18 protein-coding genes and 2 riboswitches are annotated in these 18965 nt (G+C 45.6%); of the genes, 7 read left to right on the forward strand and 11 right to left on the reverse strand.

Features of this window, described 5'->3' with window-relative positions; translation table 11 throughout:
- Positions 1-69: 69 nt before the first annotated feature.
- Positions 70-169, reverse strand: a riboswitch (SAM riboswitch).
- A 36-nt stretch (positions 170-205) separates the two neighbouring features.
- Positions 206-1402 (reverse strand): pyridoxal phosphate-dependent aminotransferase, encoded by a 1197-nt coding sequence (locus D5S11_RS08640; RefSeq protein ID WP_020955726.1) that lies wholly within the window; start codon positions 1400-1402, stop codon positions 206-208.
- Between the two features lie 91 nt (positions 1403-1493).
- Here D5S11_RS08640 and D5S11_RS08645 point away from each other — a divergent pair, with 91 nt between their 5' ends.
- From D5S11_RS08645 to mtnA, 3 genes are all read left to right on the forward strand, one after another.
- Complete coding sequence (locus tag D5S11_RS08645; RefSeq protein ID WP_003154702.1) at positions 1494-2273, forward strand: carbon-nitrogen family hydrolase; 780 nt, start codon at positions 1494-1496, stop codon at positions 2271-2273.
- 92 nt (positions 2274-2365) lie between these two features.
- Positions 2366-2520: riboswitch (SAM riboswitch) on the forward strand.
- A 109-nt stretch (positions 2521-2629) separates the two neighbouring features.
- Positions 2630-3814 (forward strand): S-methyl-5-thioribose kinase, encoded by a 1185-nt coding sequence (gene mtnK, locus D5S11_RS08650; RefSeq protein WP_042635146.1) that lies wholly within the window; start codon positions 2630-2632, stop codon positions 3812-3814.
- A 6-nt stretch (positions 3815-3820) separates the two neighbouring features.
- On the forward strand, positions 3821-4882 hold the full coding sequence (mtnA, locus tag D5S11_RS08655; protein WP_032871314.1) for an S-methyl-5-thioribose-1-phosphate isomerase: 1062 nt from the start codon (positions 3821-3823) through the stop codon (positions 4880-4882).
- Positions 4883-5123: 241 nt separating this feature from the next.
- Here mtnA and D5S11_RS08660 read toward each other — a convergent pair whose 3' ends face one another.
- Complete coding sequence (locus D5S11_RS08660; protein WP_007408473.1) at positions 5124-5621, reverse strand: methylated-DNA--[protein]-cysteine S-methyltransferase; 498 nt, start codon at positions 5619-5621, stop codon at positions 5124-5126.
- A complete protein-coding gene (locus tag D5S11_RS08665; RefSeq protein ID WP_020955724.1) occupies positions 5618-7837 on the reverse strand; it encodes a PAS domain-containing sensor histidine kinase in 2220 nt (739 codons plus the stop codon). The genes D5S11_RS08660 and D5S11_RS08665 overlap by 4 nt, the downstream gene beginning before the upstream one ends.
- Positions 7838-8092: 255 nt before the next feature.
- On the opposite strand from D5S11_RS08665, the gene D5S11_RS08670 reads away from it, so the two are divergent.
- Positions 8093-9115 carry an acyltransferase family protein gene (locus tag D5S11_RS08670; protein ID WP_007408475.1) on the forward strand — a complete coding sequence of 341 codons (1023 nt, stop codon included), beginning with the start codon at positions 8093-8095 and terminating at the stop codon, positions 9113-9115.
- 41 nt (positions 9116-9156) lie between these two features.
- Here D5S11_RS08670 and D5S11_RS08675 read toward each other — a convergent pair whose 3' ends face one another.
- The 4 genes from D5S11_RS08675 to htpX all read right to left on the reverse strand — a co-directional run bounded on the left by D5S11_RS08675 (position 9157) and on the right by htpX (position 12502).
- Entirely contained in the window at positions 9157-9327 is a 171-nt protein-coding gene (locus D5S11_RS08675) for a hypothetical protein (RefSeq protein WP_007408476.1), read from the reverse strand.
- Position 9328: 1 nt separating this feature from the next.
- Positions 9329-10003 (reverse strand): DUF421 domain-containing protein, encoded by a 675-nt coding sequence (locus D5S11_RS08680; protein WP_042635144.1) that lies wholly within the window; start codon positions 10001-10003, stop codon positions 9329-9331.
- A 94-nt stretch (positions 10004-10097) separates the two neighbouring features.
- Complete coding sequence (locus D5S11_RS08685) at positions 10098-11450, reverse strand: TrkH family potassium uptake protein (RefSeq protein WP_108725005.1); 1353 nt, start codon at positions 11448-11450, stop codon at positions 10098-10100.
- 158 nt (positions 11451-11608) lie between these two features.
- Positions 11609-12502 carry a protease HtpX gene (gene htpX, locus D5S11_RS08690; protein WP_020955720.1) on the reverse strand — a complete coding sequence of 298 codons (894 nt, stop codon included), beginning with the start codon at positions 12500-12502 and terminating at the stop codon, positions 11609-11611.
- A gap of 148 nt (positions 12503-12650) precedes the next feature.
- On the opposite strand from htpX, the gene D5S11_RS08695 reads away from it, so the two are divergent.
- Positions 12651-13352 carry a DUF1836 domain-containing protein gene (locus D5S11_RS08695; protein ID WP_007407208.1) on the forward strand — a complete coding sequence of 234 codons (702 nt, stop codon included), beginning with the start codon at positions 12651-12653 and terminating at the stop codon, positions 13350-13352.
- Positions 13353-13487: 135 nt separating this feature from the next.
- The gene (locus D5S11_RS08700; RefSeq protein WP_003154717.1) at positions 13488-13682 is read left to right on the forward strand and encodes an alpha/beta-type small acid-soluble spore protein; all 195 of its coding nucleotides are present in this window, start codon (positions 13488-13490) and stop codon (positions 13680-13682) included.
- A 6-nt stretch (positions 13683-13688) separates the two neighbouring features.
- Here the strand turns inward: D5S11_RS08700 and D5S11_RS08705 are convergent, their stop codons facing one another.
- From D5S11_RS08705 to D5S11_RS08720, 4 genes are all read right to left on the reverse strand, one after another.
- Positions 13689-14858 carry an anti-sigma factor domain-containing protein gene (locus D5S11_RS08705; RefSeq protein ID WP_014417566.1) on the reverse strand — a complete coding sequence of 390 codons (1170 nt, stop codon included), beginning with the start codon at positions 14856-14858 and terminating at the stop codon, positions 13689-13691.
- Positions 14855-15610 (reverse strand): RNA polymerase sigma factor SigI, encoded by a 756-nt coding sequence (sigI, locus tag D5S11_RS08710; protein WP_003154719.1) that lies wholly within the window; start codon positions 15608-15610, stop codon positions 14855-14857. Before sigI ends, D5S11_RS08705 begins: the two co-directional genes overlap by 4 nt.
- Positions 15611-15886: 276 nt before the next feature.
- Positions 15887-16669 carry a TerC family protein gene (locus D5S11_RS08715; protein WP_108725006.1) on the reverse strand — a complete coding sequence of 261 codons (783 nt, stop codon included), beginning with the start codon at positions 16667-16669 and terminating at the stop codon, positions 15887-15889.
- 245 nt (positions 16670-16914) lie between these two features.
- Complete coding sequence (locus D5S11_RS08720) at positions 16915-17550, reverse strand: DedA family protein (RefSeq protein ID WP_369878818.1); 636 nt, start codon at positions 17548-17550, stop codon at positions 16915-16917.
- Positions 17551-18083: 533 nt separating this feature from the next.
- Here D5S11_RS08720 and ku point away from each other — a divergent pair.
- Complete coding sequence (gene ku / locus D5S11_RS08725; RefSeq protein WP_015239724.1) at positions 18084-18965, forward strand: non-homologous end joining protein Ku; 882 nt, start codon at positions 18084-18086, stop codon at positions 18963-18965.

The following is an 18965-nucleotide window of genomic DNA, read 5'->3' on the forward strand; positions in this document are numbered from 1 at the left end:
CTCTTTCTTTCGCAAAACATAAAAAAACCTCTTCCGTATGAGCAGAAAGAGGCTTCGTGTTATGTCCGAATCTTATCTCTCAGCTCCTGCTGCAAGAATTAGCACCGTGCTTTATCAGTCGGTTGCCGGGCTTCATCGGGCTCGTCCCTCTGCCTGCTCTTGATAAGAATAATGATTTTATAAAGTATTTTGAATTATCGCATTGTTATCCTGATATGTCAATGCTTTTTCGGGTGAAAAGATTCAGTTTCCCGATCCTTTCCGCAGCTTCTTTAAGTCTTTCTTCACTTGTCAGAAGACCGACTCTTATATAGCCTTCCCCCCATTTTCCGAACCCGTTTCCGGCAGCGACCGCGACATCCGCTTTCTCGAGCAGCAGGTCTGAAAACGACTGTGACGTATAACCGTCAGGCACAGGGAGCCATGCAAAAAAGGAGCCCGCCGGAGCCGTCACATCCCAGCCGATATCGCGGCAGGCTTTAATCCATGCATTGCGTCTCGATTCATATCTGTCATTTTGCGCCGCGACGCATGCCTGATCCGCTAAAAGTGCGGCTGCCGCCGCCTGCTGCGCCGCGGGAAACAGGCTGACAAACATATGATCCTGATAAAGGTTGATCGCTTCGATGACAGAAGCGTTTCCGACGGCAAATCCGACCCGCCAGCCCGCCATATTATACGTTTTGGACAAGGTATAGATTTCGATTCCCGTCTCTTTTGCGCCTTCGGTCTGCAAAAAGCTCAGCGGTTTATGCCCGTCAAAGCCGACGGCTCCGTACGCGAAATCATGAACGACACAAATGCCGTTTTGCTCCGCAAAACCGACCGTCTCCTCGAAAAACGCCTCTGTCGCCACAGCGCCGGTCGGATTATTCGGATAATTGAGATACAGCAGCTTCGCCTCGCTCCGCACCTTTTCAGGAATTACGCTGTAATCAGGGAGAAACCCTCTTTCTTCCGTCAGCGGCATCATTTCCATTCTCGCTTTTGCAAGGGCGACGCCTGACCAGTAATCAGGATATCCGGGATCAGGCACCAGAATGGTATCTCCCGGGTTTAAAAGACATTGCGGAAGCTCAACAAGTCCCGCCTTGCCTCCGAACAGCACGGCGACTTCCGTTTCCGGATCAAGCGTGACCCCGTACTCCCTTTCATAAAATGCAGCGGCTGCTTCTTTGAAGCTGTAAGCGCCCCGGAATGATGAGTATTTATGATTTTCCGGCCTTTCGACGGCGCGCTTCATTTCTTCAACGATATGCTGAGGCGTCGGCTGATCAGGGTTTCCCTGCCCTAAATTGATGACGTCTCTGCCTTCTTTCAGCTTTTGATTCACTTTTTGCACCAATGATGCGAAAAATTGTTCCGGCAGCTGTTTGAGTACATCTGAGATTTCAAAGTTCATATTTTCACCTTCTAAAAATGTCTTGAAATGATAGTCCATCATCATATATGGTTAAATAAAAAAAGTAAAGAGAAACTTGAGGTGTTAAAAAATGAAATGGACCGTTTCCTGTTTGCAATTTGATATTTCATACGGAAATCCTTCAGAAAACTTTAAAAAAGCAGAATCTTTGATTGAGCAAGAAAGCCGCCATGCGGATGTAATCGTGCTTCCTGAGTTGTGGACGACCGGCTATGATCTCACACGGCTAGACCAGCTGGCGGATGAAAACGGCAAAGTTTCGGAACAATGGCTTAAAGAAACGGCAAAAACATACAACGTACACCTCGTTGCCGGATCTTTTGCGGTCAAAGAAGGCGAAAATGTCTATAACACCATGTACATCGCCGATAACAGCGGACAGATCGTGAAGCGGTATCAGAAAGCCCATCTGTTTCAGCTGATGGATGAACACCTTTACTTGTCAGCAGGAAACAGCGACGGTTCCTTTGAGCTTGACGGTGTCAAGTGCGCCGGACTGATCTGCTATGATATCCGTTTCCCCGAATGGATCAGAAAGCATACGTCCCAGGGCGCGAATGTCCTGTTTATCTCTGCGGAATGGCCTCTGCCCCGCCTTGATCATTGGCGAAGCCTGCTTATCGCCAGAGCAATTGAAAACCAATGTTTTGTCGCAGCCTCTAACTGCACGGGGTCCAATCCCGATAATGAATTTGCCGGCCACAGCCTGATTATTGACCCGTGGGGCCGGATTTTAGCCGAAGGAGACCGGACGGAAGGCGCAGTCCGGGCGGAAATCGATGTGTCAGAAAGCGCGGCCGTGCGGGGAACCATTCCGGTTTTCCAAGACTTGCGGCGTGATTTATATTAATTTTCAAAAAAATGTTGACAAGAATATCCGGCACCTGCTAATATTTTCATCAACTGATTAATCCGAATTGTGATACAAATCAATATATTTTTCTCTTATCGAGAGTTGGGCGAGGGATTGGCCTTTTGACCCCAACAGCAACCGACCGTAATTCCATTGTGAAATGGGGCGCGTACATTTTGCGCCGAGACGATTGTCTCATAAGGCACGGTGCTAATTCCATCAGATGTTATCTGAGAGATAAGAGGCGGACTGCACTGTTTCAGCCTCCTTCTCTTTCAGAGAAGGAGGCTTTTTTTCGGGCGTATTCTCCGTCACGATCTCTTACTGCCACTACATAATTGGAGGGTAAATCCATGTCAGCAACTAAAATAAGTCTTTATGAACAATTAACAGAAAGCTCCGCCGCCGCGTTAGCCGTCAAGCTCGGCTTATTCCAAAGCAAAAGCACTCTGACATGCCGTGAAATCGGCGACGGCAATTTAAATTACGTCTTTCATGTTTACGATAAAGAAAACAAAAAAGGACTGATTATCAAACAGGCGATTCCTTACGCGAAAGTCGTCGGTGAAAGCTGGCCGCTTACAATTGACAGGGCGAGAATCGAAAGCAGCGCCCTCATCCGCCAGGGCGAACACGTGCCGCACCTCGTTCCGGCCGTTTACTATTCCGATACTGAAATGGCCGTCACGGTTATGGAAGACCTCTCGCATTTGCGGATTTCAAGAAAAGGGCTGCTGGAAGGGAAGCATTATCCCAACTTATCCGCCCATATCGGTGAATTTTTAGGGAAAACGCTGTTTTACTCATCCGATTATGCGCTTGATGCGAAAGTAAAGCAGCAGCTCGCAAAGCAGTTTACAAATCCTGAGCTTTGCAATATTACGGAAAGGCTTGTGTTTACAGAACCGTTTCTCGACCATGAGACAAACGATTTTGAAGAGGAGCTGCGCCCATACGCAGAAAAAGTTTGGAACAATTCCCGGCTGAAAGAAGGTGCTGACGAATTGAAAGCCATCTTTCTGAATTCCGCGGAAACATTGGTTCACGGCGATCTGCACACGGGAAGCATCTTCGCCGATGAACATGAAACAAAGGTGATTGACCCCGAGTTTGCTTTCTTCGGACCGATCGGGTTTGACATCGGCCAATTTATCGCCAATCTGCTGTTAAACGCCCTCAGCCGCGACGGTGACGACAGACAGCCGTTATATGATCATACTGCCGCCGTATGGGATACATTTGTGAAAACATTCAGTGAAGCATGGGAGAAAGACTGCTTGCCTTCCCGCAGACACCTGCTGGAAGACACACTGAAAAACGCGTTTGAGGAAGCGGTCGGTTTTGCGGGATGCGAATTGATCCGGCGCACGATCGGACTCGCCCATGTGGCTGACTTAGATGAAATCACTCCGTTTGACAAACGAATCGAACGGAAGAAGCTGGCGCTTGACATCGGCGCCTGTTATATCGAAAACAGAAAAAAACTGAAGCATATCACCGAGGTTCTGGACCAATTTAAGCTCCGTGTAAAGGAATGATGCAGCATGACCAATGAATTTGCCATCCCCCGTTCTGTAGAATGGAAAGAAACCTACATCCGCATTTTAAATCAGCAAAAGCTTCCCGACGTCACTGAATATGCGGAACTTGAAACAAAGGAAGATGTATTCGACGCGATTGTCACGCTGAAAGTAAGGGGTGCCCCGGCCATCGGTATAACCGCGGCGTTCGGACTCGCGCTCTCCGCCAAGTCGTTTGAAGCCCGCGACCTTTCAGATTTCCGACGTCAGTTCGCGGATGTCAAAGCGTATTTAAACAGTTCGAGGCCCACTGCCGTCAACCTCGCGTGGGCGCTTGACAGACTGACGGATTCCATCAGGGATGCGATCTCAATCAATGAAGCGAAGACAACGCTCGTTCATGAAGCCATTCAAATTCAGATTGAGGATGAAGAAACATGCCGAATGATCGGGCAAAATGCGCTGCACCTTTTTAAAAAAGGCGACCAGATCATGACCATCTGCAATGCGGGCTCGATTGCCACAAGCCGATACGGTACGGCGCTTGCTCCCTTTTACTTAGCGAAACAAAAAGATCTCGGCCTTCATATCTACGCATGTGAAACAAGACCCGTTCTCCAAGGATCACGGCTGACGGCGTGGGAGCTGATGCAGGGCGGAATTGATGTCACGCTCATTACCGACAGCATGGCCGCCCATACAATGAAGGAAAAACATATTTCTGCGGTCATTGTCGGCGCTGACAGAATTGCAAAAAACGGTGATACGGCCAACAAAATCGGAACGTACGGCCTCGCTATTTTGGCAAACGCCTTTCAAATTCCGTTTTTTGTGGCCGCACCGCTTTCGACATTTGACTTGCAGATTGAAAACGGCTATCAGATTCCGATTGAAGAGAGAGATCCGGATGAAGTCAGACAGATCTCCGGCATACGCACCGCTCCCGAAGATGTGCCGGTCTTCAATCCGGCCTTTGACATCACACCGGGCAGCCTGATTTCCGGCATTATAACCGAGAAAGGAATTGTGACCGGCTCTTACACGGAAGAAATTGAACAATTATTCACTGACTGCCAGCTGAGCTGAAAAACCGCTGATGATATTGCCTCAGGCAATGTCAGCGGTTTTTTTGTCTGCACAATGTAATCACTTCATCTTTTTGGACGGCTGTAATGAGATGCATTTTAAAAAACAGCTCTGCATAACCGGCTATCTTTTGCGGACGGCTCATTTTCATCAGGCTTCGTCCTCCTTTTTCATCAGACCAACTTTTTTCACTTAATAAAATGATATGTCGGACGTGAAAAAACGGAACGTGCCATACGCTTTATTTTTCTTTATAGGATATTTGTTCGATGTTCAGCAGCACCGCTTTTACATCCGTCTTCGTGCCCGCGTATCCCGTTAAGGCGCTGTTTTTGCCGATTACCCGATGGCAAGGGATCAAAATCGGCAGCCGGTTTCGTTTATTGGCTTGTCCGATGGCGCGCACCGCTTTCGGTTTTCCGATCGCTTCAGCCATATCGCCGTAGCTTCGGGATTCCCCGTAAGGAATCATCGTCAGCGCGTTCCATACCCTTTCCTGAAAGGGTGTGCCTTTTTGTCTCAGAGGCAGAGAGAATTGCTTTCTTTCTCCTGAAAAATATGATGCCAGCTGCTGTTTCGCCTCCGACAGCAAAGCGGTTTCGCACGGCTTTACGCCGGGCGCGTCTTTCCGCCATTCCTCAAAATCTTCCCCGGTGAGAAACAGGCCGGTAATAAAGCTCTCTTCCTCTGTTATGATGACGGTTCCAAACGGCGCTCTGACACTTGTAAAACAGATCATTCCCCGCTCCTTCTTTCTTCGGTATTCTGCCGGATCGGAAGCGTCAAATGAAAAACGGTGCCCTTCCCTTCTTCACTTTCCACATGAATGCGTCCCTGATGTTCTTCGATGATTTTATAGCTGACCATGAGACCGAGGCCCGTTCCCCTGTCTTTTGTCGTGTAAAATGGTTCACCCAGACGTTTTAATTTGTCTTCGGAAATGCCTGTTCCTTCATCTTGAATAGAAATCAAAATGTGGTCTTGATCAGAAGACTGAATGGTCACGTAGATATTGCCGCCGCCCGGCATGACTTCAATGGCGTTTTTTAAAATATTGATAAACACCTGTTTTAATTGATTCGGTTCACAGTAAATCGGCGGGATGTTTCCGGTCAGGTTCAGATGGATCTGCACATTGACAAGATTGGCCTGGGCATTCAAAAGATCAGCCGTGTCTTTCATAATCTGCGTCACGTCTTTTTCTTCATATAATATCGCCTGGGGTTTCGCTAAAATTAAAAATTCAGTGATGATAGACTCGATTCGTTTTAATTCTGAGGTAATGACGTTAAAGTACAGAGAATATTCGCCTTCAATGCTTCCTTGAAGAAGCTGAATGAACCCTTTCAGCGCCGTCATCGGGTTTCTGATTTCGTGGGCGATGCCCGCCGCCAGCTCCCCTACAACATGAAGAGTGTCGGATTTCCGCAGCCTCTCTTCAAGCTCTTTGGCCTCTGTGACATCTTTAAAGATGGCCAGATTCATATTTTGAATGATATTTCTTTTGAAGGAGAATTCCAGTTTGCGGCTGTCGCTGCTGCTTAACAGGAAGGGGATTTCATTATCCATTCCTTCTAAATCAATCTTTCTGGCGGGAACACCCGCGTTTTCAATATCAAATAAAGAAAGAATATCCGGAACGGTGTACGCTCTCAGCTCCTCATCCGGCATACCGAGTATACGGCTTGCGAGAGGATTCGCGTCAATAATGCGGAATTGGTTGTCAAATAAGACCTTGCCGTCCATTGAGCCGTTGAATACTTTTCTGAATTTCAGCTCGCTTTCCCGCAATTCCTTTTCCATCCGCTTACGATCGCTGACATTTCTTAAAATGGTTAAATGCTGACCTTCAAGTATGGTTCGTTTTGATGTGAATTCCAGCTCTTTAAATTGGCCGTTTGCCATCTGAAACAGCATTTCTTCACGGATTTCCCCGTATTTTTCATATTTTTTCTTAATCTGTTTGTATTTTTTCTGCGGATCAACGATAAACGTACATAAATTCGTCTCCACCAGTTTATCCATCGGCAGTTCGAAAATGCGGCACGCCGATTCGTTTGCTTTGGCAATCTTTCCGTCATCAGACCAAATGACAATCGCGTCCATGGCGTTTTCAAAAATTTCGCGGAATCGCTCTTCGCTTTTGAAAAGTTTCAATTCCATCAACCGTTTCTCTGTTATGTCCCTCATAATGGACATGTAGAACCCGCTGATTAAGTTGGACGTAATCGTAAATTCAAACAGCTTCTCTTCGCCCGACCGAAGCTTGACGGGCAGTTCTCCTTTGGCGTTTCCTTTTCTGCGGAGGGTTTCCCAGATTTCTTTCAGATGCTTTTTGTTTTCTCCGTCGGTAAAATGGCGGAGCGACAGATGGGACAATTCATTCTGGCCGATCTCAAAGCTTTTGCAAAAAGAGAGGTTCGCATCAATAAACCCGCCGTCCTTATCAAACAGCACGATGCCGTCGACAGCCCTGTCAAACAAATCTTTAAACAGCTGCTCGTTCATGGAGAATTCGCGCTCTAATATTTTTTTAGAGGAGATGTCCCTCATCACCACAAAAAAATAATCCTCCCCAATTCCGTCTCTGGCGAGGAATTCAATGTATTTCGTCGCGCCGCTGTCAAGCTTAATCGGCACCTCTTTCCACAGATGGCCTTTTTTTAAAAACTTTTTCACGGCCTTATTCAGTTCTTCCTGAGGCACGGAATATAAAAAATCCAGGACGGAGCGGTTAATGAGGCTCTCTGCCTCAATCTGCATCATCCGGGCCGCAGCCTCGTTCGCCTGGACGATTTTCATTTCCTTACGGCATATAAAAATGGCATCAAGCGTGTTATTCATAATCACGTGATACCGGTTCAAATCACTCTTCAGGCGGTCATTTTCCTCTTTCATCCGCTTCAGCTGCTCTTTCAGCGACTCGTTTGTTTGCAAATCCAGAGTTTCAGCCATTCAGTACACTCCTTCTTCAAAAACCTATCCTTCAATATTTCTACAAAATACCTCATCTTCCTTCATTCGCCCTATACATTTCAGAAAATTTCAATGATATGACAAGTTGAAGTCTTTTTCTACGATCCTTACCTCCCCGTTACATCATCCTAACAATCCCTTTTGTCCTCCTTCAATTTTTTGTTTTTTATTTTAAAATGAACACCAACAGGAAATAATCATGCAGTGGATGATTTTTGAAGAGAAGGTGACGCTATGACAAAATCGCGAGACAGTTACTTTGACAACGCCAAGTTTATCTTGATTTTTCTGGTGGTGTTCGGCCATATCCTCCGGTCATTTATTAACGGAAATGAGTTTATGCTCCATCTCTACAAATTCATTTATACTTTTCATATGCCGGCCTTTATCCTGGTTTCCGGCTATTTCGCAAAAAACTTTAAGCGGAAAGGTTATGTGAAGAAGCTGGCTGTGAAGCTGATTATTCCGTACCTGATTTTTCAGGGCATTTACTCAGTTTTTTACTATTTGATTCAGGATGAAAGCATGGCAAGCGTCAATCCGATTGATCCGCAGTGGTCTCTCTGGTTTTTAGTCAGCTTATTCTTTTGGAATCTGCTGCTTTATCCCTTTACGAAGCTGCCGAAAATGTGGGCGCTTGGGGCGAGCTGCGGGCTTGCCGTCATGATCGGGTATCTTGATTTTATCAGCAGCACGCTGAGTCTTTCACGGACGTTTGTTTTTCTTCCGATGTTTCTCGTCGGGTTTTATTTAAAGAAACAGCACTTTGATTTGCTTCGGGCTAAAAGAGGCAGACAGATTGCCGCGGGCGTACTGGGGATTGTTTTCCTCTTATGCTGGTGTATTGACTTTGATTACTCGTGGCTGTTCGGATCGGAGCCTTATTCTACATTCGGCACAGTGTCGCTGTTGAGCGGTCTGTCGCGCATCGGCTGGTATGTTTTGGCCTTTGCCGCCACTTTCAGCTTTTTGGCGCTCGTTCCGCAAAAGCGTTATTTCTTTACGAAATGGGGGACGAGAACGTTTTACGTGTATCTGCTGCATGGATTCATTATAAAAACGCTGCGGCAGATCGGGCTTGAAGATCACTTGTCTGATTATCAGAATTTAGTCATGCTCTTAATTTTAACGGCCGCTCTTACGTCCATTCTCTCCAGCAATGCGGTGAAAACGGCCGCACAGCCGTTTATTGAGCTGCGGATCACCGGCTGGCTTGAAGCGGTGAAAGGAACAAGAAACGGTGCTTATTCGAAATAATGCAAAATACCTCTTAAGCGTTGCCGCCTAAGAGGTATTTTTTATTGTTTGCGGTCTTCTTTTTTCTTTGGCTTCGTCTGTTCAAGCGTTTCAATCCATTTTCCGGCGTTATAATCACCGAGCTCGCTTGCAAACTCTTCTTCAAGCAATTTAGGGTCCATCGGCTTTTTATGGTTTTGCATGTCTTTGCTGTGGCGGTTTTTTTTCGTCATGTTACTCGCCTCCTTGTTTGCCGTGTTTTGATTTGCGGTTTGCGCCTCTCAGTCCGGGATCACCGTCATATTGTGTTTTATATGCATCTTTGTCCATGCTCTCAGTCGGTGTGTTGTTGTTGGTCAAAGCTTCATTCTTTGCTGCTTTGCGTTTCATTTGATTTCCTCCTTCTGTCAGCAAATCTGTTTTGAATTCATCAAGCATTTTTTTCAAGTCGCGCACTGTCACGTTTTTGGCCTCATCAATGAGTTCATAGCCGATCTGTCCGTTCGGCTCAAGCAGCACATATTTAAAATCTTGAATGTCTCCGAGGCCTTCCTGCCTGATCCTCATTGACAGCTGAGCTTCGGTAAAACGCATTTTTTTTAAGTTTTCCGGGATGATTTTTCCGTTTCTGACAACGGCGACGGTTTTTCCTGAAAATAAAAACTCAAAAAAGCTTGATTTGATTTCTAAATATTCCATCAGGATTAATACCGCAATAAAAATCGCCGCCGCGAAAATAGTTTCCCATAAATTATGTTCAATAAACGGCTGAATAATAATCGAGCCGATCGAAATCATGATGACTGTCTGGGTCACCGACAGCTGGCTGATTGATTTCCGTCCGGCAATCCGCAATAAAAAGGTACCGACCGCTATCATAACTACCGACTTCCAAAATACGGTAAACAATGACGTCACCTCTTTACAAGTAGAATCTCCAAAGAAACTGTTTCCACTCATCCATTTTACGGCAATAAAAAACACCGCTTTCTGAAAAGCGGTGTCAGCCGATAATCATTCTTTCCTTCGGATAGTGATAATTTGCTTCGATTTCTTTTCGGCCGATCAGATAAAGGAACGTCAAAATGCCGATCCGGCCGATAAACATGACAATCATGATGACGCATTTTCCGATGTCGCTTAAATGCGGAGTAATCCCAAGCGACAGGCCGGTCGTTCCGAATGCGGAACACACTTCAAAAAGCAGTCCGAGGAGCGTCTGATTTTTCTCGGTCACGGCCAGAATCAGCGTCGATCCGAACACGAGCAGAATCGCCATCATCGTAACGACCAGCGACTTCATGACATCAGCCTGGTGAAGCTCGCGTTTAAAGACCTTGACCGCTTTATTTCCCCGGGCAAAATGAAACAGGGCAAGAAGGTTAAGCGCAAACGTCGTCGTACGGATTCCGCCGCCGACCGAGCTCGGTGATGCGCCGATGAACATGAGGGCGCAGATGAAAAATAATGTCGGCGCCGACAGCTGGCTGATATCAATTGTCGCAAGCCCGCCGCTTCGCGTAGCGGTTGATTGAAAGAGACATAAAAATAAAACATCATGCCAGCTTTTCCCCTTCATGACATGGCTTGCTTCAAGCGCATAAATGCCCACGGCTCCGAACAAAACGAGCATTCCGAACGTAACGGTCGTAATTTTCGTAAACAGCGTGAATGAGTATCTGCGCTGTTTTGAAAACAAAAAGTCCTTTACTTCTACGAGCACCGGAAAACCGATCGCACCGAAAATAATAAGGAGCATCGTAATAAACTGCACGAAATAGTCATGTCTGAACGGGACGAGTGAATTTCCCGTAATATCAAAACCGCCATTTGTCGTGGCGCTGACGCTCGCAAAGAATCCGTGCAAGTACGCCTGTTTAAACGAATCATAATACGTTAAAAAATATGTTCCTAAGATGATGCCGCCTAAAAACTCGATTAATAAAATCAAAAACAGCACTTGCTTCATCAGGTTGACGATACCGGAAAACTGCGATTGATTCTGATCCACCATGATGAGCTTCCGTTCCCGCAGACCGATCCGTTTGCCCATAATGAGCCAGACGAATGTTCCGAGCGTCATGATGCCGATTCCGCCGAATTGAAGCACGAAAGCCAAAATGACAATCCCGGCCGTGCTGAATGTATCAGCCGTGTTGACGACCGTTAAACCGGTGACACTGACTGAGCTGACAGCCGTAAACAGCGCGTCTATAAACGACCAGCTGGCCCCTTGTTTGTGGGCGGCCGGCAGACTTAGCAAAATAAATGCCACCGTCACAGCGAGAAAATAATATAATGCAATCAGCTGTGCAGGCGACAAGATCTGTATGAATTTCTTCAGTTTTAATTTCATAAGATAGTTCCTTCTGCCTCTCAAATGTAGTACGTAATTATTCTAATGATATTGGGAGAATTTTTAAAGGTCTTTTTAGAAAGATTTTTCATTACCTTATGTAATTTGCCGATCTTTAAACAAAAAACCTCTGAAACGATTGTCAGAGGTTTTGTTGATTATTTTGCTTCCAGCCTGCGGATGCGCTCATCGAGATCAGGGTGTGTGGAGAACAGTGACGAATGCTTTTTACCGTTAATTTTTAACGTCTGCACCGCCGTCTGGTCCTCTTCATTCACATGTCCTGTATAAGACTTCAGCGTACGCAGGGCGTGAATCATTTTATCCTTGCCGGCAAGGTCTGCACCGCCGCGGTCAGCGTGAAACTCTCTATGGCGCGAGTAAGCGAAGACGACAAGACTGCCGAGAATGGAAAAGATAATCTGAAACACGATCATCGCGATAAAATGAACGACCGGCGCGAGGTCTTCTTTGACAAAGCGGCTTGCAACCCATGCCGCGATTCGGGAAAGGAATACAACGAACGTATTGACGATTCCCTGCAGCAGCGTCATCGTGACCATATCACCGTTTGTGATGTGTGCGACTTCATGGGCAAGAACCCCTTCCACCGCAGCATCATCCATCTGCTGCAATAAACCTGAAGAAACCGCGACAAGCGAACGGCGCTTAGAAGGTCCGGTCGCAAAAGCATTGACCTCCGGGGAATGATAAATGCCGACTTCAGGCATTTTCGTCATCCCTGCGGCACGGGACAATCTGTGCACACGGTCAACCAATTGCTGTTCTTCATAGTTGAGCGACTGTTTCTTCGGATTTAACACCCGGACGCCCATCATCGTTTTGGCCATCCATCTGGACATTCCGAGAGAAATAAAAGAACCGACAAAACCGACGACAAGACTGAACACGAGCAATGCCATCAGATCAATGCGGCCATTTTGTATATACGAGCCGACACCGGTAACGCTTGTAATAATCGTAAGCACAATTCCGATTGTCGTAATGACCAAAAGGTTCGTTAAAATAAACAGAAATATTCTTTTCGCCATAATTACCTCCGTCTTTTTTAAGATCAAAAGAACTTATTTACTTAAATTATAAATGATCTGTTTGAAAATGCAACAATTTCGACGTATGATGTTAATGTAATTCTCAGTGATATTAAAAAGTGAACACGTAATCAATCAGAGGTGAACCATGAACACGTTTAAACTGACCCGAACTGATATGGTCCGGCTTCTTTACGCGCTAAAAGGCCAAGGAGACGCAACCCCTCTCCAAATCTTATTGCAATCAGCGGATATGACCTTGGATGAAGCGGAAAGCCGTCTGCATATCCCTGAATTTCTGACGAGATTCGAACGAAAAAAAGAGAAAAAGGAATACGGGCTTTCAACTAACGAGATTGTCGAGCTGGGAAATCTGTGCGAGCTGACGTCTTTAAAATCAACCGCCGTCCAAAACTGGGTGAAGCGCGATATTAAAGATTTAATCGGCCACCCCTTACTCGGCAAAAAATATACAATTGAACAAGCTGTCATCCTTCTCATTGTACGTGATTTAAAATCAATTTATGACTTCGAACATATACGCGGCATATTAAAAATCGCTTTTAACACGATCACAGACAGATCAGACGACGTCATCAGCCCGATCAGCTACTATGAAAGCTGCGCCCAAGTGATTGATTATCTTCATCATAAGGCAAACCCGCCGATGAAGGAAACGAGCCTGCAGGAGCTCGTCGAAGAGCAGACGGACAAGCTCAAAGGCTGCTTTAAAGAACTCGGAAGCGGACAATGGAACAATATCAGATCCATAATCGCCGTCACGGTGCTCTCCGTTTTGACTTTCCATATTCAAGCCTCAGCCTACAAAATGACCAGCCATTTATTATAATTCATAACGCTTCTTCGCCCCGGTGTCTGCGCCGGGGTTTTTTTGCTGTACAACAATTGCCAGCATAATCAATACCGTTCCGTTTGAAACTAAAATGCGAAAACACATCTTGCCAGAGAAAAGGAGATGAAAAAGATGGCGAGCAGAAATAAACTCTTAGTTCCAGGGGCTGAGCAGGCACTTGACCAATTTAAATACGAAGTGGCTCAAGAATTCGGCGTGAACCTTAGCTCTGATACAGCAGCACGCGCAAACGGCTCTGTAGGCGGGGAAATGACAAAACGTCTTGTACAGCAGGCTCAATCACAATTAAACGGGAAAAATCAATAATGCAGCTTATTCGCCGGGACTTCTCGGCGAATTTTGATATTTATCGGCATTCTCCTTTCCGTGCCGGTAGCCGTTCGGATTCCTTCGGTCTGACGAATCTTCATGATGCCGATAGGATTCCCAATGTTCATTGCGATCATGGTTCCAGTAATGATTGTAATACTTTTGCTTAGGCTCTTTGTCATTTCCGTTTTCCTGAGGATTTTGTGTTGGGGGCTGCTCTGTTTCCCCATCTTGTTCCTTCTGTGTGTTTTCCTCTGATCCGGAAGCTGCATTTTTTTCGGTTTGCTGATTGCCGTCCTGACTGTCCGGCTTCGCTTCTTCCGTACCGGGCGTTGTTTCATTGTTTCCCGGCTTCTCTGCTGCCTTTTCTTCATCAGGAGCTGTCTTTTCATCAGCCGCCGGCTTGTCTGTGTCCGGCTGCTCGCTTTGATCAGCGTCTGTTTCGGTATCTTTTTGATCTGTTTCATTGCCGTCGGTTTGCTTTTCAGGCTGTTTTTCTTCTGTTTTCTTTTCGTTTCTTCTTATGTAGCTGCCTGTTGACATCCCTTCCTGTTTTGCTTTTTCTCTTGTTTCCATATCAGATTCAAGCGATTGGACCTGATAGGTGCCCTTATATTTTTCAGTCATGTCAGCCAACTGTTTTTTAACGCCTTTTTTATATGTATTGTCATCTGTATTTTCATAAACCGTGGAAATTAAAATCTCTTTTGATTCCTTTACATATCCATGCTTGCTGCAATCGGTAATAATATTACTGATGACTTCCTTAAAATCGCTGCTTTTCCAATCTCCGATGTCACTGATGACCTGTTTGGCGTCATGGTTCAGCGGTGTCAGTTCAATGACTTCATATTTGCTGTTTAAAGCCATTTCAATGCTGGGATTAATGTCAAGCGTCATATACGCGTAAGCTTTGTTATCAGAAAAAACCGGGAGCAAAATTAAAATAAACAAAATAATAGCAGTCATCGTAAACACTCCCAATTTAAAAGGGCGCAGTTTCAGAAAATCAAAAAAGCTGGCCCTTCTTCCCATACGCGTTTCGCCTTCGAACGTAATTTCCTCTCCGATTTCACAAGTGCGGTGATCATTTTTTGTTTTTAAAAATTGTCCGTCAGGGGTTAGCAACGTGACGAATTTTTTATTTTTCTCTACTATGATCCCTCTTCTCATGAGTGCAACACCCCTTTAAGATAATCTTTTAAATAAATATAATCACCGGTAATAATAATACTCATGGCGATGATATATTTTCGGTTCCGTTCGATCGTTTTTCTGCTGACCGACACGAGCTGCTCCAGCTGCTTGACAGGAAGCTGTTTTTTCTGGTGCAAAATGGACGCCAGCTCTTCATTTTCAACAAGCGTGTAGGCTACCTTAATCGCATTCTGCCTCGCATCTGTATGCTTCGGCGATTGTTCCAGCAGCTCTTTAAAAGACAGGCCGTATTCTTTCAGCTGCTTCTGAAAAAAAAGAATTTCTTCCCGGCGCTGTTCCTGTTCTATCTGTTTGCGGTATTCATCAATGGAAAGCTCCGCTTCGATAAGGCTCTGCGAAGATTCCTGGTCGTCGCCTTCCTGCACATCCATATTGATATGCTGAGCGGTTCTTGCTTCTTTTCTGATATAGTCTATCACTTTTCTTTTTATAATCAGCTCTGCAAATGCAAGCAGCGAATTACCTTTTTCAGCCGAATATTTTTCAATGGCTTCGTTAAACGCGATCAGCCCGATGCTGAATTCGTCGTCTTTTTCATCTATATATCGTTTACAAACGGATGAAACCGTCTTCGCGATAAAAGGCTTATATTGCTGTATTAAATCGTTCTGCAGATCTTTGTCGCCTTTTTGTATTTTTTCAACAGATGTTTCAAGCGTTTGCTTCTTTTTTCCCAATTTAAACAAAAGGCTAAGCACTGGTTTCACCTCAGTTCCTCCCTATAACTACTCATAATCATAGCTAATTTAGTAGGGATTCGCAAAGGAAGAAAAAGAGAAATCGATTTCATTTGTCTCAATTATGACAAGCCAATAAGACGTACTATACATGATTTCGTGCCCCCATGCAGAATTAAGGGGGTTTTCTCTGTGTTTTTTGTAACAATGCTGTTATAAAATTGTTATCATATGTCTTAAATGTAAGCGTTTCAAACAAAAAAGGGAACCTGCTTTTTAAAAAGCCAGACTCCCTTTTTGATCATTTTACGCGTGTTCTCTTTTTTCCGGTTCCGCGCCAGACTCTATTTGTTTTGCTCCTGACATAAACCATCCGCAAACCGCAATGGCAGCCAGAACCGCCCAGAAAATGATTTTCCAGGCCGCCGAATGGATGATATCTGCCGGAATTATACCGAGTTCCTCATGGGCCAATGTATAAAGAGCGAGCTTCACGCCTACCCATCCGACAATCACAAATGCCGCCGTTTCAAGGCCCGGCCTGGTTTTCAGTAAGGATACGAACATTGATGCCGCAAAACGCATAATGATTAAACCAATTACGCCGCCGGCTAAAATAACGAGAAACTGACCGCCGTCCAAGCCGCCGATGGCAGGAAGCTGAGTTCCCGGGAGCGTTACGGCAAGCGCGACCGCCGCTAAAATGGAATCAACGGCAAAAGCGATGTCCGCGAGCTCCACTTTCAAGACAGTCTGCCAAAACCCGCTTTCTTTCTGCGTTTTCTGACCGGCGTTATCTTTAAATACATACCGCTTCAGCAAATGGCTGACCGCAATGTAAAACAGATATAAAGCGCCGACGGCCTGGACCTGCCAAACATTCACCAGAAAAGAAATGGCGAACAGCGACCCGAAACGCAAAATAAATGCGCCCGCCAATCCGTAAAATAAAGCCTTCTTCCTTTGTTTTTCAGGAAGATGCTTCACCATCACAGCCATCACCAGCGCGTTATCCGCCGCCAAAATCCCTTCCAGCCCGATTAAAACGAGAAGAACCCATCCATACTCCAATAATAATGCAAAGTCCAATCCATTCCCTCCGTTTCTTTTTTCTATCATCCGAGCTTATACCGGCGGTTTTTTACGCAAAAAAGACCTTTGCCGATATAAGGCAAAGGTCTTGCTAGACATGAATGATTGGCATGCCAACAAAGCCGATGGATATGATCCATGAATTGACGACTTTGTTTCCGGAATATCCGGACGCTACTCCCCTTTGGGATTTCAAGAAATATTTGTTTATACGCTCATGATAAAGCCTGTTTCATCATTTGTCAACGCTTAACTTTTTTAACAAATTGAGAAATTTTTTCTGTTTTGGCCCGCTGTTTTCTTCTCTTTAAAAACATCCAAAGAATGAGAAGCAACACAATGAATATACCGAGCGGCAGCATATATTGATCGAGAATGGAACCGACGCTTTTCCAATTTTCCCCGAGTTTCATTCCGAGGTATACGTAAGCAAATGTAATCGGCAGCATCGCTGCATATGTATATAGAGAGAACACCCAGACATTCATCTTCGCTATGCCGCACGGCAAAGAAATCAGCGTCCTGACCCCCGGTATAAAACGGCCGCTGAACGCGACCAAACCTCCGTGCTTCTGAAAGAAATCATCTGATTTCTGCAGGGATTCGGGTTTTATCCATATATACTTTCCATATTTCAGCAAAAACGGCCGACCGCCCAGCCTGCCGATTCCATATAAGACAAGCGGACCTGAAACACCGCCGAGCGAACCGGCAAACACGGTCCCGGCAAGTGTCATATCCCCTTTTGAGACCCAATAGCCCGCAAGCGGAAGAACAATTTCCGCCGGGATGAATTCTATACTGAGCGCCAAAAAAATTCCGGCATAAGATAAGCTTTTAAACGCCTCTATTATTGATATGATGAAATCTTCGATGATCTATCACTCCCGGCTTACGTCTATATTCCGAAACTTAAGAATGATTTTAACACAAAACCTTGAGGCTGAAATATCTTTTAGACATGCCCTTTATAAATGTGAGTCGTTTCAGATCGGTATAGCGGGAGGGAATGACATGCGCAATACAACGTCCCGCCTGTCTCCTGATTGCTTGTCTGGCGGCGTTTACATCACTTAAGATCTCCCGAAAAGTAAGCGGCGGCTGACCGCGGATTCAGTTCATATGGGAGCGGGAAATTTTCTCAGTCACCACATGGGAATGCGTGGGCATTTCCCGGGGAATGATTTTGTATAATCTTTTTGATTACCGCTGATGATTTTCAGGGACTTCAGCGCTTTAAAGAACTTACCGATTCACTGATTGTAAATAAAGAATTCATTTCCTTTTCAGCCGACCATTTCCGCCTGAGGAAATGGAACAGCCGCTCCATGAAGCGCCGCAACACCCATAAGTTGCTACACATGGAACGGACCCGTTTATCCACAATAAAGACAAAAAGGAGTTTTTATTCATGCACACGATGTGGAAGGGTTCGATCAGTTTCGGCCTCGTCAATATCCCGGTCAAGCTCTTTGCGGCCACTGAAGATAAAGATATAAAATTCCGCAGTCTTCATAAAGAAGACCATGCGCCGATTAAATACGAGAAAATCTGCACCGGATGTGAAAAAAGTCTGGAACCTGATGAAATCGTGAAAGGCTATGAGTATGTAAAAGGGAAATACGTCATTATGACAGACGAAGACTTGAAAGACGTAAAACAGGAACATGAAGAAAAAGCGGTTGAGATTGTTGACTTTGTCCAGCTGCAGGAAATTGATCCGATTTATTTTAACCGGTCATATTATGTCGGGCCGGGAGATAACGGCACAAAAGCCTATACACTTCTGCGAGAAGCGCTGAGGACGACGGGTAAAATCGGGATTGCCTCCATTACGATCCGCTCTAAACAGCAGCTTGCGATTCTTCGCGTGTATGACAACTGCATCGTGATGGAATCCATTCATTATCCGGATGAAGTCAGAAATGCCGGACATGTGCCGGGCGTTCCCGAGCAGACAGCCGTTAATGAAAAAGAGCTGCAGACGGCGATTACGTTAATTAATGAGCTGACAACCGAGTTTGACCCGGAACAATACGAAGACACATACCGGAAAGCCCTTCTCGCTAAAATTAACGATAAGCTCGAACATGAAGAAGCGGGCGTGACACCGGCTGCTGCCGGCCCGCGCGAAGATGTCATCGATCTTGTCAGCGCGCTTCAGGCAAGCATTGACCGGACGAAGCGGCCGGATCGCGAACAGGCTGCACCAGCGCGGCCAAAAGACGCCGCGTCAGCAGGCGGCGGAGGCAAAAAGCAGAAGACGACCAGACAAAAAGCCGGAACGTCTTAA

Source organism: Bacillus sp. L75, assembly GCF_003676355.1.
In the GTDB taxonomy this organism is placed as follows: Bacteria; Bacillota; Bacilli; order Bacillales; family Bacillaceae; genus Bacillus; species Bacillus velezensis.